Raw genomic sequence first — 16,947 nt, forward strand, 5'->3', positions numbered from 1 at the left:
TCGCAGATCATGAAGAAAAAGACCGAAGCGCAAGCCACTCCCGCCGCCACCCTGCGCCTGATCCTGGGCGACCAGTTGAACCCGCAGCATTCCTGGTTCGACCAGATCGATCCCGAGGTGGTCTACGTACTCATGGAAGTGCGCTCCGAGACCGACTACGTGCTGCACCATGCACAAAAGATCCTGGCCATCTTCGCGGCCATGCGCGCCTTCGGCGAGCAGTTGCGTGAGCGCGGCCATCGCGTGCGCTACATCCGCCTGGACGACCCCAGCAACCGGCAGTCGCTGGCGGACAATCTCGACGCCCTGGCCGCGCACTACCAGGCTCGCCGCGTCCAGTGGCAGTCGCCCGACGAATGGCGCGTCGACCAGGCCCTGCTGCAGTGGGGCAGCGCCTGGGCCCCAGCCCGCCAGGGCGAGACCGCCGTGGTCGACAGTGAACATTTCCTCACCGCCCGCAATGAACTGCCGCGCCTATTCGAGGGCCGCAAGCAATGGCTGATGGAACATTTCTACCGGCAGATGCGGGGCCGCTTCGAATTGCTGCTCGATGCCGACGGCAAGCCCGAAGGTGGCCAATGGAATTTCGACCACGACAATCGCAAGCGCTGGCCCGGCAATCCGCCCGAGCCCCGGGATTGGCGCCAGCCGCACGACCATGGCGCGCTGTGGGAGATGCTGCAGGCACAAGGCGTGCGCAGCTTCGGCGATCCCCAGGCCACGCAGCTGCGCTGGCCGCTGGACCGCGCAGAAGCCCTGCTGCATCTGGATCATTTCATCACTACCGTGCTACCACATTTCGGCGACTACGAAGACGCCATGAGCAGCAGGGCGCAGCGCCTGTTTCACTCGCTGCTGTCCTTCGCGCTCAACGTGAAGATGCTGCATCCGCTGGAAGTGGTTCGCCGCGCCGAGGAGGCCTGGCGCGAAGGGAAAGCGCCACTGGCGGCGGTGGAAGGTTTCATTCGCCAGATCATCGGCTGGCGTGAATATGTGCGCGGCATCTACTGGTCGCAGATGCCCGGCTACGACGAGCGCAACGCGCTGGCACACCGCCTGCCGCTGCCGGCGTGGTTCTGGACCGGCCAGACCCGCATGAACTGCCTGCGCCACGCCATCGGCCAGTCGCTGGAGACGGCCCATGCGCATCACATCCAGCGCCTCATGGTGATCGGCAATTTCGCCCTGCTGGCCGGCCTGGACCCGAAAGAACTGCATCACTGGTACCTGGGCATCTACATCGATGCCTTCGAATGGGTGGAACTGCCCAATACCCTGGGTATGAGCCAGTGGGCCGATGGCGGCATCATCGCGACCAAACCCTATGTCAGCAGCGCCGCCTATATCGGCCGCATGAGCGACTATTGCCAGGGCTGCGCCTACGACCCCAAGCAAAAGACCAGCAGCGATGCCTGCCCCTTCAACGCCCTGTACTGGGACTTCTTCCTGCGCCACCAGTCCACCTTCGGCAACAACCCGCGCATGGGCATGGCCTATCAGCAGATCAAAAAAATGCAGGCCGAGGACATCCAGGCCCTGCAAGAACGCGCCGCCACCCTGCGCAGCCAGCTCGATACCCTCTGACACCGCCCCTGGCAGGATCTCCCACCGCGCGATAAAGCTGCCGGATCCGGTAAAAGCAGGCAAAATACACAAAATCTGACAAAGTCACGGAATTCTCTGCATAATGGGCCAGGAAAGCCTTGCCTGAAGGCATCACTGTTGCTTTTCGTCGAAAACCGATTATACCGAATTCAAATTCTAAATAATGAATTTGATTTATTTGGGCAAAATACTGATAATGAATTCATGAAAACCGCAAAGACAACCAGCTCCGAGGTGTGCACCACGCAGGAAGCAGCGCACATCCTGGGTATCTCGGTGTCCTCCGTCCAGCAACTGGTGGAGGCCGGCATCATCGAGGCCTGGAAGACCAAGGGTGGACATCGCCGCATTCCGCTGGCGGCCGTGCATGCCTACAAGTCCACGCCCGGCTCGTCGTCGTCGGGCGAGGCGGCCGAACATGGCCGCAGCAGCGCGGCGCCGCGCCCTGGCAATGGCCGCACGGCGGTGCTGGTGATCGAGGACAACCGTCTGCAGCGCGAGCTCTATGCCGGCGCGCTGGGTTCCTGGGGCTTGCCGCTGGACCTGGTGTATTGCGACAACGGTTACAAGGCGCTCCTGGAGATCGCGCGCAGCAAACCCGATGTGGTGCTGGCCGATATCGTGATGGAAGGCATGGATGGCTACGAAGTGGTCAAGACCATCCTCCAAGATCCGGAGCTGCAAGATGTGAGCATTGCCATCGTCAGCAGCCTGGACGAAGAAGAAATGGCCATGCGCGGTGGTATTCCAGCCGGGGTGGTGTACTTCCCCAAACCGGTCAATTTTGATGAATTGCGCGGTTACATGCGGGCCTGCTGTGCCCGCAGGGAGCGCGAGACCCGCTAAGGGCCCACACAGGAAAGGCCAGCAGTGCCATGGATGACCGGAAACACCCCTCTCTCTCCCTCCGGTTCGCGCGCATCGACCTGCGCCTGGCCCTGGGCCTGTTCTCGCTGCTGCTGGTCTGCGGCTTGTGGCTGGGCGCCTTCAAGGAGCTCAACACCAGCCGCGAGAACCATCTGCAGGATGCCCGCCGCGATGCCCAGTCGCTCTCGCGCCTGTTCCTCGAACACGCCTACCGCACCATCGAGGCCGCCGACCAGGCGGCGCTCTACCTGCGCTACCGCTATGCCGAACGCGGCCAGTCACTGGACCTGGCCACCGAGATCTCCAATGGCCTGGTGGCACGCAACGTCTACAACCTCTTCACCATTGTCGATGCCAAGGGTGATGTGGTGCTCTCCAGCAAGCCCTTCACCCCGATCAATCTGTCCGACCGCGAGCACGTGCAGGTGCACATGCAGGGGGGCGATGACAAGCTCTTCATCAGCAAACCGGTACTTGGACGCGTTTCCAAGAAATGGTCGCTGCAGCTCACGCGCCGCATCAACCGTGCTGACGGCAGCTTTGGCGGCGTGATCGTGGTGTCCATCGATCCGCAGTATTTCACCAGCCTGTACCACCAGATTGATGTCGGGCACCATGGCGTGATCACCTTGCTCGGTGCCGACGGTGTGGCACGCGTACGCCGCACCGGTGACACGGATTCCATGGGCGAGCAGGTCAACGGCAGCAAGGTCCTCGCGGCCATGCTGGCACAAGGCAATGGCGTGATCGAGGCGGCCAGCCGCATCGATGGCCGCGAGCGCATCTACGCCTTCCACAAGCTGCGCGACTATCCGCTTTACGCCTCGGTGGGCATCGACATCGAAGAGCGCCTGGCCCCCTATTACCGCGAACGCACGCGCACCCTGACGCTGGTCTCGCTGATCACCCTGGCCGTACTGATCTTCAATGCCATCCTGATCTGGATGGCCGGGTCGCTGGTGAGAAGCCGCCAGGAAGCCATGCAGGCCAGCCAGGCCAAATCGCGCTTCCTGTCCAACATGTCGCACGAATTCCGTACCCCGCTCAACGGCGTGCTGGGCTATTCCGATGCGCTGCGCGAGGAACTGGGCGAGTCGCCCCTGGCGCAATACGCCACCGCCATCAACGACAGCGGCAACCGCCTCCTGGGCCTGGTCGAATCCATCCTCGAAGTCACGGCCCTGGAAGACCGCCGTGTGGCCGTGCATCGCGAACCGGAGAACATCCGCGAACTGGTCAGCCAGGCCATCGCCCGCCACTACCAGGGCGCCCAGGCCAAGGGCCTGCAGCTGGAATGCCGCATCAGCGACGATGTTCCGCAGATCATCGTGTGCGACCAGCGCAAGGTCCTGCGCGTGCTGGAAAACCTGATCGGCAACGCCGTGCGCTATACCGACACCGGGCGCGTACTGGTCGAGGTCGACCGCAGCAGCGACCAGCTGGCCATCCGCATCAAGGACACCGGCATCGGCATTCCCGCCGGGCAACTCGATACCATCTTCGAGAAGTTCACCCAGGCCGATGACAGCGAACGGCGCGCCAAGGACGGCGCGGGCCTCGGACTGACCATTGCGCAGCGCCTGGTGACGCTCATGGGCGGCCAACTCATGTTACAGTCCAAACAACATCAAGGATCGACGTTCAGCTTCACATTGCCGCTGCAAGAGCCGAAGTAATCGGCCGCCAAGAAGAGAGGGGAATACCGTGCAACCGGGCCAGCCACTGACCGACTATCACCATATCGACCCGAGCCAGCTGCTGGAAGCGGTGGGTGGCGACGCCGGCACTGTTGCTTCGCTGGCGCGTACGTTCATCGACAGCGCACCGGCCATCTTTGCCCGACTGGAACAGGCCGCCCAGGAAGGCAATGCCGAGCGCAGCCGGCACGAAAGCCATAGCCTCAAAGGCATGAGTGCCATGTTCCAGGCCCAGGTACTGACGATGCTGCTGCAGCAGACCGAACAGGCCGCCCGCAACGGCCAGACGCCGCGACCGGAAGAACTGGTGCAGTTGCAGGCCAGCTTTGCGCTGGTGCTGGATGAAATCGGGCGCTGTGCGCGCTCCCTCCCCCGGTCCTGACCTGCACGGGCGCACCTGCCCAGCCCGCCTGCCCATGACGCCCTCCACGCCCGCCCCGCCGCGCATCCGCAAGTCCGCCGTCACCCTTGGCGCCCTGTTGCTGGGGCTGCTGGCGGCCACCGTCATCATTTCCGGCAGCCTGCTGTACCGTGCCAGCCTCAACGACTGGCGCAACGACCTGGCCACGCTTTCCACCGTGCTGGCCGAGAGCACCGCCCAGACCATCTCCTCGGCCCGGCTGGTGCTCGACAGCATCCAGTCTGATATCGAGGCCGCCAACGTCAGCGATGACACCCAGCTGCGCGAACACGTCAGCACGCCCGAGTATTCCCGCACCATGCGCGAAAAGATCCGTGGCCTGCCCTTCATTTCGGGTATCGGCATCAGCAATGCGCAGGGCCGCATCATCAGCTTGTCACGCGCATTCCCGCCGCCACCGCTGGACCTGACCGACCGCGACTATTTCTTCCATCACAGCCAGAATGCGTCGACCGAGGATTTCCTGAGCGAAACGGTCAATTCGCGCGCGGCCGGCGTGCCGACCTTCTACCTCACCCGCCGCATCAATGACCGCCAGGGCCGCATGCTGGCCATCGTGGTGGTGGCCTTGCCCAGTTCGTTCTTTGAAGAGTTCTTCAACGCCGTCACGAAGGACAAGCCCTTTTCCATCCTGCTGGCGCGCGAAGACGAGAAACCGCTCATCACCACTTCCCTGGTCCACGACACCTCGGTGCGGCGAGACATCAAGCCGCTGGCCGACCTGCACCTGCCGCGCCCGGCCGGCGCCGGCGCCAAGGAGCCCTATTACTTCATGCAGGCCCACTGGCTCGGTATCCACCGGCCGGTGCGCAATGCGCCGATGTACCTGGAAATCGGCGTGACCGACAAGGTCTATTTCACCGAATGGCTGGAATCGATGTATCCATTGATGCTGGTGGCCGCCATCAGCCTGGTCGGCCTCATCGGTGGCTTTGGCGTGGCCCTTCGCCAGGTCCAGCGGCGCGAGCAGGATGCGCAGCTGGCCCTGCAGTTGAAGGAAGAAGCAGACCAGGCCAACCAGGCCAAGTCGCGCTTCCTGGCCATGGTCAGCCATGAAGTGCGCACGCCCATGAATGGCATCCTGGGCCTGTCCGAACTGCTCAAGGAGTCCGGCTTGTCGAGCAAGCAGCAGCACTATGCCGACAGCATCCACAATGCCACCGGCGGATTGGTGCGCATCATCAACGACATCCTCGATTTTTCCAAGATTGAATCGGGCAAGCTTGATCTGGAGGGCGTGCCCTTCCACCCGGCGCGGCTGGTGCGCGAGGTCGCCGAACTGTACCGGCCCTCTATCCACAACAAGGATGTACAGCTGGATGTGCGCATCGATTGCGATGACGCCCTCTGCCTGGTCGGCGACCCGTCGCGGCTGAAACAGGTGCTGGGCAACCTGCTGAGCAATGCCATCAAATTCACCCAGGCCGGCTACGTGCGGCTGAGCATGTCGGCGCAACGGGATGACGCCACGCCGGCGCGCTGGCGCATCTTCTTTTCCATGGCCGACAGCGGCATCGGCATTGCCCCGGAAGCCCTGTCCCAGCTGTTCCAGCCCTTCACCCAGGCAGACACCTCGATTTCTCGTCGTTTCGGCGGGACCGGACTGGGCCTGGCCATCAGCAAGAACCTGGTGGAACTGATGGGCGGCAAGATCGCCTGCCAGAGCGTGCCCGGACAATCCACCAAATTCAGTTTCGACATTCTTTGCCCGGAAGGCGCGGCCGTCGACCGCCCGGACGCGCCGCCGCAGAAGACTGTGCAGAATAATGCTTCACTCGCGCCGCAACCCGCCGCCAGCCCAGTCCCCCCCGCGCCGGCAGTGCCAGCCCAGGTGAACCCGCTCCCCGCATCGCCCCCGACGGCCACGTCTGCGCCTTCTTCTCTCACCGGCGCCCGCATCCTGGTGGCCGAGGATACCGAGATCAACCGCCAGTTGCTGCGCATCCTGCTGGCGCGGCGCGGCTGCATCCTGCAGGAGGTGGAGAACGGCCAGCTGGCGCTGGAGGCCATCCGCAGCAGCAACTATGACCTGGTGCTGATGGATTGCATGATGCCCGTCATGGACGGCTACCAGGCCACCAGCGAGATCCGCAGCTTCGAGCAGGCGCATGGCCGCCCGCGCACGCCCATCATCGCCCTGACCGCCAGCGCCATCGAAGGCGACCGCCAGCGTTGCCTCGACGCCGGCATGGATGACTACCTCAGCAAGCCCTTCACCCAGGTCGGCCTGATGAATGCGGTGGAAAAGTGGTTGCAGAAAGCCTGAGATCAACAAACCTGAGTTGAATTCAGGAAAATCCCTAAGGAAATAAAACAACTGCTTAAATTGTTTTATTTGATTTATTTGTTTGGCCGTCTTATGATGGTTCCTGAGCGCACATGAATATTCCAACACCGCGCATTTATCAGGAGTGTCATCATGAAATGGTTCTACGATCTGAAAATCGCCCACAAACTCAATGCCGGCTTCCTGGTCGTGCTGATGTTCATCGTGGCGCTGGGTGGCTTCTCCATTACGCAGCTGGCCCAGGTCAACCAGAGTTCCGCCGATATCGCCCGCAACTGGTTGCCCAGCATCGACAGCCTGGCCAAGATCAGCCTGGCGATGGCGCGCTCGCGCAGCTTCGACATGCAGCAATTGCTCACCGACGACAAGAAGGAAGAGCTGGCGTCGCGCGAACGTGGCAACAAGCAGATGGCCGTGCTGGAAAAGGAAGTGGCGCGCTACGGCACCCTGATCTCGGAGCCGCGCGAAAAGGAGCTGTACCCGGAAATCCAGCGCAACATTGCCGCCTACAAGGCCGCCCATGAGCGCATGGAGAAACTGTTCATCGATGGCCAGAAGCAGACGGCCTATGGCGTGCTCCTGAACGATTCCACGCCCGTCTATCGCAAGCTGCAGGACCAGATCAATGAACTCAGCGAGGTCAATGCCAAGGGCGCAGCCGTCTCGGAACAGCAGGCCAGCAGCGTCTACGAACAAGCCCGCATGGCCATCTTCGCCCTGGTCGCCACCTGTGTCGTGCTGGCCCTGACCCTGTCCTGGTGGATTGCCCGTCTCGTGGCCCGTCCGCTCACTCAAGCTGTATCGATTGCCCGCCAGGTGGCCGATGGCGACCTGACCGCCCGCATCCCTGAGAACGCCGGCCGTGACGAAACCGGGCAGCTGATGGCAGCGCTCAAGCAGATGAACGACAACCTGCTCACCATCGTGCAGGAAGTGCGCACCGGCACCGACACCATCAGCACCGCCTCGGCCGAAATCGCCACCGGCAACATGGACTTGTCTTCCCGTACCGAACAACAGGCGGGTGCCTTGGAAGAAACCGCCTCGGCCATGGAAGAACTGACCTCCACCGTGCGTCAGAACTCCGACAACGCCCGCCAAGCCAACCAACTGGCGGTCTCCGCATCGGAGGTGGCCCAGGCCGGAGGCCAGGTAGTGGGCAAGGTTGTTCACACCATGGATGCCATCAATGAATCGTCGCGCAAAATCGCCGACATCATCGGCGTCATCGACGGGATCGCCTTCCAGACCAACATCCTGGCCCTGAACGCCGCCGTGGAAGCAGCCCGTGCTGGCGAACAGGGACGCGGCTTCGCGGTGGTCGCCTCGGAAGTGCGTTCGCTGGCCCAGCGCAGTGCCTCGGCAGCGCATGAAATCAAGGCCCTGATCGACGACTCGGTGGCCAAGGTCGATACTGGCACCAAGCTGGTCGGCGAAGCCGGCCAGACCATGAACGAGGTGGTGGCCAGCGTCAAGCGCGTCTCCGACATCGTGGCCGAAATCACCGCCGCCGGCGCCGAGCAGAGCCAGGGCATCGAGCAGATCAACAATGCGGTCGTGCATATGGATGAAAACACCCAGCAGAACGCCGCCCTGGTCGAACAGGCTGCGGCTGCCGCCAAGGCCCTGCAGGAACAGGCCGCACGCCTGAGCCAGACGGTGGGCGTGTTCCGCCTCGATGCCAGCGACGTGCCGGCGCCGGTGAGCGCCAAGCCGGCCATGATGGCCGCTGCCCCGCGCAACATCACCCCGGCACGCCCGGCAGTGAGCGCAGCGCGTCCCAAGGCCATCGCCGCGTCCGCACCGTCGGCACGTTCGTCGGCCCCGGCCAAGAGCCAACACGACAGCGCCGACAACGGCGACTGGGAACAATTCTGAAGACCTGAGGACGACATGGACGCCTTCCAAAAAGAAATCGACGAACGTACCAACCTGACCTCCAGCAACAAGTTCGAGCTGCTGCTGTTCCGTCTCGGCAACCCCGAAGGCACGACCGACAAGCCGGGCGAACTGTATGGCATCAACGTCTTCAAGATCCGCGAGATCGTCCCGATGATGGACATCACGGCTGCTGCCGGCATGCGCTCCCCGATGCTGGGCATGGTCAACATCCGCGGCCAGGTGATGTCGGTGGTGGACCTGCCGGCAGTGGCCGGCTGCAAGCCGGGCCATGGACTGAACATCCTGCTCATCACCGAGTTCGCCCGGCATACCCAGGCCTTCGCAGTGGAATCAGTGGAAGAAATCGTGCGCCTGGACTGGAGCCAGGTCCTGCCGGCCGACTCCAATGCCTCCGGCAACGTGGTCACCAGCATCGCCCGGCTCGATTCGGCCCAGGACGGCGGCCGCCTGGTGCAGGTGCTGGACGTGGAACAGATCCTCAACATGGTTTCGCCGGTCAAGGAGCAGATCCAGCCCCCCGCACCGGGTGGCAACGAACTGAAGATCAAGCCCGGCTCGGTAGTGCTGGCCGCCGATGATTCACGCATGGCGCGTGCCCTCATCGAGCAGTGCCTCAACGATCTCAAGCTGCCCTACGTGATGGCCACCGACGGCCTGCAAGCCTGGAAGAAACTGCAGGAACTGGCCCGCGAAGCGGAACAGGAACACAAGCCCCTCACCGACAAGGTCGCCATGGTGCTGACCGACCTCGAAATGCCGGAGATGGATGGCTTCACCCTGACCCGCAAGATCAAGGCCTCGGACCTCTACAAACATTTGCCGGTGGTGATCCATTCTTCGCTCACCGGCGCGGCCAACGAAGACCATGTGCGTTCGGTGGGCGCCAATGGTTATGTCGCCAAGTTTTCACCGCCTGAACTGGCAGCAATGCTGCGCAAGGTGCTGCCCCCCTGACGGCACCTACTGCAGAGCCAGGAACGGCGCTTTTTACAAGCGCACGGCCGACACCCCGTCGGCCGTCAAGACCGGCCCCACGCCACCCTGACGGTGCCGTGGGGCTTTTCTTCATAGGGCCGCGGCGCAGCACCCCGCCAATCCGGGCTGGCTTGAGCTATCTCAAATTATTTCGAGGCCAGGCTCCTAGAATCGGCAGTGAACATCCCTCCGGCACGCCCGCGCCCTGCCGGCGATGCGGATGTCTCCGCCCCGACCCGCGCGCGGTCGTCCTGTACCAGGAGGCTGGCCATGGTTCCCACTTCTGAACGTGTCGTTTCCCTCGTCCCTGGCGCCGGCAGCAAGGGGCCGGCCCAAGGCATTCCGGCCCTGCTGGCTGCGATGGATGCCGAGCATCGTGAAGTGCTGGAGAGCGTGGCTGCCCTGGCGGTGGTGCCGCCGGCGCGGTTTGCCAGCGCCTATGCGGCCCTGGTTGCGCAGATCGAAGCAGGATTCAGGGAAGAAGAACAGATGATGGACCAGATCGGCTACGGCGAGATCCGCGCCCATCGCCGCGACCATGCCGAGCTGCTGGCACTGCTGCATCGCCTGCGGCCCTACCTGGATGATGGCAATGCGCCGCTGGCCGACATCGTCATGGGCATGATCCCGGCCATGCTGGTGCGGCACATGGCGGGAATGGACCAGGCGCTGGCGCTGGCCTTGCGCATGCAGGGCGCAGCATCAGGCCAGCGCTGACCCGCCGCACGCGGAGCGGGTCGTCAGGAACGGTGGAGAAGTCAGGTCAGGCCAGGTCGGGCAGGGAAACGCGGATGATCTCCGGCCCGGTGCCGTAATCAGCCAGCGTGGCCCGGTAGAAATCAATGAACTCGTCGGCCGGCAAGGGCTTGGCGAACAGCCAGCCCTGGGCAAAGTCGACCCCGTGCCCGCCCAGGTAGGCGGCCTGCTCCAGGGTTTCCACGCCTTCGGCGACGATGAACAGATTGAGGCTTTTGGCCATGGCGATGATGTGATCGATCACGGCACTGGTGGCAGCGCCCGTGCCGATGGTGCTGACGAAGGACTTGTCGATCTTGAGCGCATCCATGGGCAGCCCTTGCAGGTACTGCAGGTTGGAGTAGCCGGTCCCGAAATCATCGAGTGCCATCGAATGCCCCAGCTCGCGCGCCCGCGCCAGCGTCACGCGGGCCGAAGCGATGTCCATGCAGCCGCGTTCGGTGGCTTCCATCCAGAGCTGTTCGGTGCGAATGTCGGTACCGGCCAGGGTCTGGCTGACCACGTCGATGATGCGCCCGGTCTTGATGTCATGGGCGGCCACGTTCACGGCCACATGCAGTGCGCGGTCCGCGCGCAAGGTATCGCCCAATTCATCCACCACGGCGGCGATCACGAGGTCGGTCATGGGCAGGATCAGGCCGCTCTCCTCGGCCAGCGGCACGAACAGGTCGGGCCGCACGATGCTGCCGTCCGGCCGGCGCCAGCGGATGAGCGCCTCGGCACCGACGCAACGCCCGGTGGCCAGCTCGATGATGGGCTGGTAGAAGACGATGAATTCCTTCTTGCGTACCGCCAGTTGCAAATCGGCCAGCGGTGACAGGCGGGCCTGCGAGACGCGCAGCACCAGCAGCACCAGGATCAGCCCCAGCAGCACCCCCACCGGCAGGAACCAGCGTTGTTCGGCGGTCATCACGTCGAGCACGTGCTGACCGTCGGTGAGGGCCGCGGCCGTCCAGCCATCGCGGCTGACGGTCGAGACGAAGAAGCCATCGAAATCCTGGGCGCCCAGCCCGCGCAGCGCACGGCCGGCCATGCCGGCCGACACCGGCATGCCATATTGCGCCACCAACCCGAAACCATTGCGTGCAAGGACCACGTGCACGCCGTCTTCCAGTACCACATCAACGAATCGTTGCCGGTGTACCAGCGCCACATGAGCACCGTACTGGAGCGCCATCATGCTGGGTCCGTCGGCGACGAAAGAACTTTCTGCCAGCGCCACACCGATGCCGTCACCGGTGGTAAAGGCCAGTTCCGGCTGTGCCCGGCGCAGCGCCTGGGCACGGCGATCCCAGGAAGTGCACTTCAACTGGCCGGACTCGTAATAGCCCATTTCCTCGATGGCGCCGGAATTGACGGCGATCAGCCGCATCTGTGCGATGTGATCATCCGAGCAGGGAAAGAGCAGCAAGGGCGACAGCGACCTCAACGCGCTCTGGCTGTTCTGGAAGGTGGCCTCGGCCCGGTCCACCACGCTATGTGCATAGCGCGCCAGGCGCTCATGCTCGGACTGGATCACTGCCTGGCGCGACAGCCACAGCATGCCGATCACCGGCACCGTGGCCGCCACGATGGTGGCGATGATGGTCAGGACCACCACCTTGCTTTTGTTGTTCACATTCCCCCCTAGTGCCGCCGCTTGCGTCGCGGCCCGTTCGCCCCGGAATTCCTGTCGGATGCTCATCATTAGACCGCGAACAAACGATTAAATCAATTTAATCATTTTATAAAATGATGAATGGTCTTTGCATCGGCTGGGAAAAGGCCCGCCCCACTGCCTAAAAATTCGGCATTTTTCCTTATTAATCAATAAGAAAGGACATTCTTCCCAGAAGCTGGAGTGGGCTTTTCGCCTTGACAACACAGTGGGGCCAGAACAACGAATTTATCGTTTATTCCCAAGAAGAATCATTTTTTTAGCGATTTCAATGATTTTATGCTTTAATGATTCCATCAATCAATTTTCAAGGGACCGATCATGCGCTTGAACCTGCCCGTCACTCAACAAGAGCGCGAGATCGACGCCCACTGCTCCATCGTTTCCAAGACCGATACCAAGGGGCGCATCACCTACGTCAACCCGACCTTCATCCACATCAGCGGCTTCACGGAAGAAGAGCTGATCGGTGCGCCGCAGAACATCGTGCGCCATCCAGACATGCCCGAGCTGGCCTTCGCCGACCTGTGGAGCACCCTCAAGGCCGGCCTGCCCTGGACCGGACTGGTCAAGAACCGCTGCAAGAATGGCGACTTCTACTGGGTCAAGGCCAACGTCACGCCGATCTGGGAACGCGGCAAATGCACCGGCTACATGTCGGTACGCACCAAGCCCACGCGCGCCGAGATCACCGCCGCCGAGCAGGCCTACAAGGAACTGAAGCAGGAATGCGCCCGCATCGCCGTGCATCGCGGAGAAGTGGTGCCGACGGGCCTGCGCGGCAAGCTGCGCCAGGTTTCGCAGGTCTCGCTGAAGACACGGCTGGATCTGGTGCTGGGCACGGCCGGAGCCGGCATCTGTGCGCTGGCCTTCCTGAACGGGCAGTGCACGGATTACGCCAGCAGCCTGCCCACGCTGGCCGCCACCGGCGCCGCCCTGGGCAGCCTGGCGCTCATGCGCATGACCCTGGCCAAGCGCATCTTCACCCCCTTGCGGCGCGCCGTGGCGCAGGCGCGCCGGGTGGCGGGCGGTGACCTGTCGGCCACCGACCTGCAGGCCCGCCGCGATGAAATGGGGGCGATGCTGCAGGCCATGGAACAGATGCGGGTCAACCTGGTGGCATCGGTAGGCGACGTGCGCCGCAGCGGCATGCACATTGCCCAGGCCACCGGCGAGATCGCACGCGGCAACATGGACCTCTCTTCGCGCACCGAATCACAGGCCAGCAGCCTCGAAGAAACCGCTGCCAGCATGGAAGAGCTGGCCTCCACCGTGACCCAGAACAGCGAAAACGCCCGTCAGGCCAACCGCCTGGTGGAAGAAGCGCTGGCCACCACGCGCGATGGCGAAGCGTCCATCGGTCACATCAACGACACCATGGATGCCATCCACAAGAGCGCCGAGCAGATCAAGCAGATCACCGGACTGATCGACGGTATCGCCTTCCAGACCAATATCCTGGCCTTGAATGCGGCCGTGGAAGCTGCACGCGCCGGTGAACAGGGACGCGGCTTTGCAGTGGTCGCCGGTGAAGTGCGCAACCTGGCACAACGCTCGGCCCAGGCCACCAAGGAAATCAAACAGCTCATCGACGAATCCTCGCAGCGGGTTGGTACCGGCGTGAAACTGGCCGGCGACATGCGCGACACCATGGGCGGCATCATGCGCGCGGTCACGCAGGCCGCCACCGCCGTGGCTGAGATCACCGCGGCCTCGGGCGAACAGCAGACCGGCATCCAGCAGGTCAACGAAGCCGTGGTCCTGATGGATGAAGTGACCCAGCGCAACGCGGCGCTGGTAGAAGAAGCAGCAGCCGCCGCCGGCAGCCTGGAGGAGTCGACGCAGCAGATGATCCAGGCCATCAGCGTGTTCAACCTGGACGGCATGGCGGCCACCGTCGTGGCCTTGCCCACGCACGAAAACACGCGTGTGGCCCTGCCCCGCGCTGCCTGAACTGGAGGGCGCGGCTCCAGCCCCTGATCCGGAGCCATCGCTGAGGAGGCGAACATGGGACACAGCGAAGCATTGATGGCCAACGAGTGCGCCAGCCAACGCACCCATGCCGATGACGCGCCCGACACCCGGGCACTGGTCAAGGCCAATGCACGGTACCGCCACATCATCGGCAATACCCCCGCCATCATCTACAGCAGCGTACCTTCGGGCGATTTCCAGCTCACCTTCGTGAGCGAAAACGCCTCCCGCGTGCTGGGCTACGAGCCTTGGGAAATGCTGGACGACCCCAACTTCTGGTTCAACCACATCCACCCCGACGACACGGCCGCCATCTTCTCCAGCCTGGCCATGCTGTTCGTGGAAGACCAGAAGATCTACGAGTACCGTTTCCGCACCCACGACGGCAGCTACCTGTGGATGCACGACACCCTGCGTTTGATCCGCGATGCGGAAGGCACTCCGCTGGAAGTCATCGGCCTCATGACCGACATCACCGGCCGCAAGCAGATGGAAGACACCCTGCAGCGCCAGGCCGAAGAACAGAGCGCCCTGATCGAACAGCTCAAAATGGCCCAGGCCCAGCTCATGCAGTCCGAGAAGCTGGCCTCCATCGGCCAGCTGGCCGCCGGGGTGGCGCACGAGATCAACAATCCGATCGGCTTCGTCAACGCCAACCTCAACACCTTGGGCAACTATGTGGCCACGCTGCTCGAAGGCATCAAGCTGTACCAGTGCATCACCAACGGCAGCCTGCCCTCCAGCGTGGCGCAGTCCGAGGTGCAGGCCTTCGAGGACCGCGCCGATCTGCAATTCCTCAGCGAAGACGTGACTGAACTGCTGGCCGAATCCAACGAGGGCCTGCAACGCGTCAAGAACATCGTGCAGTCGCTGAAGGACTTCTCGCGCACGGGCGAAAGCAACTGGCAGATGGCCGACCTGCATCGCGGCCTGGACAGCACGCTCAACATCGCCAACAACGAGCTGAAGTACAAGGTCACCATCGTCAAGCAATACGGCGAGCTGCCCATGATCAAGTGCCTGGCCTCGGAACTGAACCAGGTTTTCATGAACCTGCTGGTCAATGCGGCCCAGGCCATCCAGGAGCGCGGCAGCGTGACCATCCGCACCGAACGCTGCGGCCAGCGCGTGGCCGTCTGCATCAGCGATACCGGACACGGCATCGCGCCGGAACACATCAACCGCATCTTCGAACCTTTCTTCACCACCAAGCCGGTCGGCAGCGGGACCGGGCTTGGATTGTCGCTGTCCTACGGCATCATCAAGAAGCATGGCGGCGATATTCATGTCAGCAGTGAACCGGGCAAAGGCACCACCTTCCGGATCGAATTGCCCATCGATCCCGCCAGCGCCCAGCCGCCGAGCAAGGCATCGGGCGAACCAGGAGAAGCATCATGACCGCCATCCACAGCCAGGAACTCCAGACCCTGCAACAAGCCGACCCGTTCGCCCTGCCGCCGCCCTGCGTGCTGCTGGTCGATGATGAACAGAGCATCCTGTCGGCCTTGAAACGTACCTTCCGCCCCCAGGGCTATCGTCTGCTCACGGCCACCAGCGCCGAAGCCGGACTCGACATCCTGGCCAGCGCCGATGTCGACCTGGTCATTTCCGACATGCGCATGCCCGGCATGAACGGCGCCCAGTTCCTGGCCCAGGTCAAGCAGCAGTGGCCGGCCACCATGCGCATCCTGCTGACCGGCTATTCCGAGATCGGCAGCACCATCTCGGCCATCAACGATGGCGGCATCCACCATTACCTCTCCAAGCCCTGGGAAGACCGCGAGCTGCTCATGGTCGTGACCCACGCACTGGAGGAACAGCAGCTGCGCAAGCAGAAGATGGCGCTGGAACGCAAGGTGCGCGAACAGAACCTGCAACTGGCCGATTTCAACCGCCAGCTGGAACGCCAGGTGCAGGCCCGCACTGAGGAACTGCGCCAGACCGTGCTGTTCCTGGAGAACGCCCAGGAAGAAGAACAGAAGGCCTTCCTCTCCATGCTGCATGTGTTTTCCGACATCAGCGAACTGCGTGCCGGCCTGGCCAACGGCCAGTCCGCCCGCATTGCACGCTGGTGCGAGCAGCTGGCGCTGCGCATGGGCATGAACAGCCATCACGCCAAGGAGATGATGATGGCCGGCATGCTGCACGGCATCGGCAAACTGGACCTGCCCGATGAGCTGGTGAAAAAGCCCATCGAAAAGATGAGCAGCGATGAACTGCAGCGTTTCCTGTGGCATCCGGTCAAGGGCCAGATGCTGTTGACACCCATCCCGACCCTGGCCGAGACCGGCGAGATCATCCGACACCAGCACGAGCGCTATGACGGCCGCGGCGTGCCGGAAAGCCTCTCGGGCGACGCCATCCCGATGGGCGCGCGCATCCTGGCCGTGGTACGCGACTTCGAGGGCCTGTGCAACGGCGGCATCACCAGCCACAACGTGAGTCCCGAAAAAGCCCTGTCCATGCTGCGCACACATGCCGGCCATCGCTATGACCCGGTGGTGGTCAACACCTTCATCGCCATGATGGAAGAACAGCGCCTGGCCATGCAACAGCAGACCCGCCTGCTGGCCCCGCAAGACCTGCGCGTGGGCATGAAGCTGGCCGAAGACCTGCGCACCAAGTCCGGCGTGCTGCTGCTGAACAAGGACCACGTACTGGACGAAGCTATCCTGGCGCGGCTGCGTCGCTTCGAGCAGATCGATGAAATGCCGCTGAAGGCCAAAATCCTGTTGCATTGACCGACAACCCGAACCCGGCGGCAAATGCCGCCGGCCCAGTCAACGCAGCCATGCCGGCAAAAGGC

Annotated in this window: 12 protein-coding genes; 11 read left to right on the top strand and 1 reads right to left on the bottom strand. The window is 63.1% G+C overall.

Annotated elements, in window-relative coordinates:
• The first annotated feature begins 9 nt into the window (after positions 1-9).
• The 8 genes from ACLRDN_RS19460 (at position 10) to ACLRDN_RS19495 (ending at position 10,471) form a co-directional block, all read left to right on the top strand.
• Positions 10-1,584, top strand: a complete 1,575-nt coding sequence (locus ACLRDN_RS19460; protein ID WP_413457631.1) for a cryptochrome/photolyase family protein — start codon at positions 10-12, stop codon at positions 1,582-1,584.
• Between the two features lie 225 nt (positions 1,585-1,809).
• Positions 1,810-2,451: a response regulator gene (locus ACLRDN_RS19465; RefSeq protein ID WP_413457632.1), complete on the top strand. Its 642-nt coding sequence runs from the start codon at positions 1,810-1,812 to the stop codon at positions 2,449-2,451.
• A gap of 29 nt (positions 2,452-2,480) precedes the next feature.
• Complete coding sequence (locus ACLRDN_RS19470) at positions 2,481-4,148, top strand: ATP-binding protein (protein ID WP_413457633.1); 1,668 nt, start codon at positions 2,481-2,483, stop codon at positions 4,146-4,148.
• Between the two features lie 28 nt (positions 4,149-4,176).
• The gene (locus tag ACLRDN_RS19475; RefSeq protein ID WP_413457634.1) at positions 4,177-4,551 is read left to right on the top strand and encodes an Hpt domain-containing protein; all 375 of its coding nucleotides are present in this window, start codon (positions 4,177-4,179) and stop codon (positions 4,549-4,551) included.
• Between the two features lie 34 nt (positions 4,552-4,585).
• A complete protein-coding gene (locus ACLRDN_RS19480) occupies positions 4,586-6,856 on the top strand; it encodes a response regulator (RefSeq protein ID WP_413460418.1) in 2,271 nt (756 codons plus the stop codon).
• 153 nt (positions 6,857-7,009) lie between these two features.
• Entirely contained in the window at positions 7,010-8,755 is a 1,746-nt protein-coding gene (locus tag ACLRDN_RS19485; protein WP_413457635.1) for a methyl-accepting chemotaxis protein, read from the top strand.
• 15 nt (positions 8,756-8,770) lie between these two features.
• Positions 8,771-9,733, top strand: coding sequence for a chemotaxis protein (locus tag ACLRDN_RS19490; RefSeq protein WP_413457636.1), 963 nt, complete (start codon positions 8,771-8,773; stop codon positions 9,731-9,733).
• 291 nt (positions 9,734-10,024) lie between these two features.
• Positions 10,025-10,471, top strand: coding sequence for a bacteriohemerythrin (locus tag ACLRDN_RS19495; RefSeq protein ID WP_413457637.1), 447 nt, complete (start codon positions 10,025-10,027; stop codon positions 10,469-10,471).
• A gap of 46 nt (positions 10,472-10,517) precedes the next feature.
• Here ACLRDN_RS19495 and ACLRDN_RS19500 read toward each other — a convergent pair whose 3' ends face one another.
• Complete coding sequence (locus ACLRDN_RS19500) at positions 10,518-12,128, bottom strand: EAL domain-containing protein (RefSeq protein WP_413457638.1); 1,611 nt, start codon at positions 12,126-12,128, stop codon at positions 10,518-10,520.
• Between the two features lie 360 nt (positions 12,129-12,488).
• On the opposite strand from ACLRDN_RS19500, the gene ACLRDN_RS19505 reads away from it, so the two are divergent.
• The 3 genes from ACLRDN_RS19505 to ACLRDN_RS19515 are packed head-to-tail and all read left to right on the top strand — an operon-like array spanning position 12,489 to position 16,882.
• Positions 12,489-14,120 (top strand): methyl-accepting chemotaxis protein, encoded by a 1,632-nt coding sequence (locus ACLRDN_RS19505; protein WP_413457639.1) that lies wholly within the window; start codon positions 12,489-12,491, stop codon positions 14,118-14,120.
• 54 nt (positions 14,121-14,174) lie between these two features.
• Positions 14,175-15,539, top strand: a complete 1,365-nt coding sequence (locus ACLRDN_RS19510) for an ATP-binding protein (RefSeq protein WP_413457640.1) — start codon at positions 14,175-14,177, stop codon at positions 15,537-15,539.
• Positions 15,536-16,882, top strand: coding sequence for an HD domain-containing phosphohydrolase (locus ACLRDN_RS19515; RefSeq protein ID WP_413457641.1), 1,347 nt, complete (start codon positions 15,536-15,538; stop codon positions 16,880-16,882). The genes ACLRDN_RS19510 and ACLRDN_RS19515 overlap by 4 nt, the downstream gene beginning before the upstream one ends.
• The last annotated feature ends 65 nt before the right edge of the window (positions 16,883-16,947 follow it).

Origin of the sequence: Herbaspirillum huttiense, assembly GCF_047300815.1 — a bacterium.
GTDB classification, from domain to species: domain Bacteria; phylum Pseudomonadota; class Gammaproteobacteria; order Burkholderiales; family Burkholderiaceae_D; genus Herbaspirillum; species Herbaspirillum huttiense_A.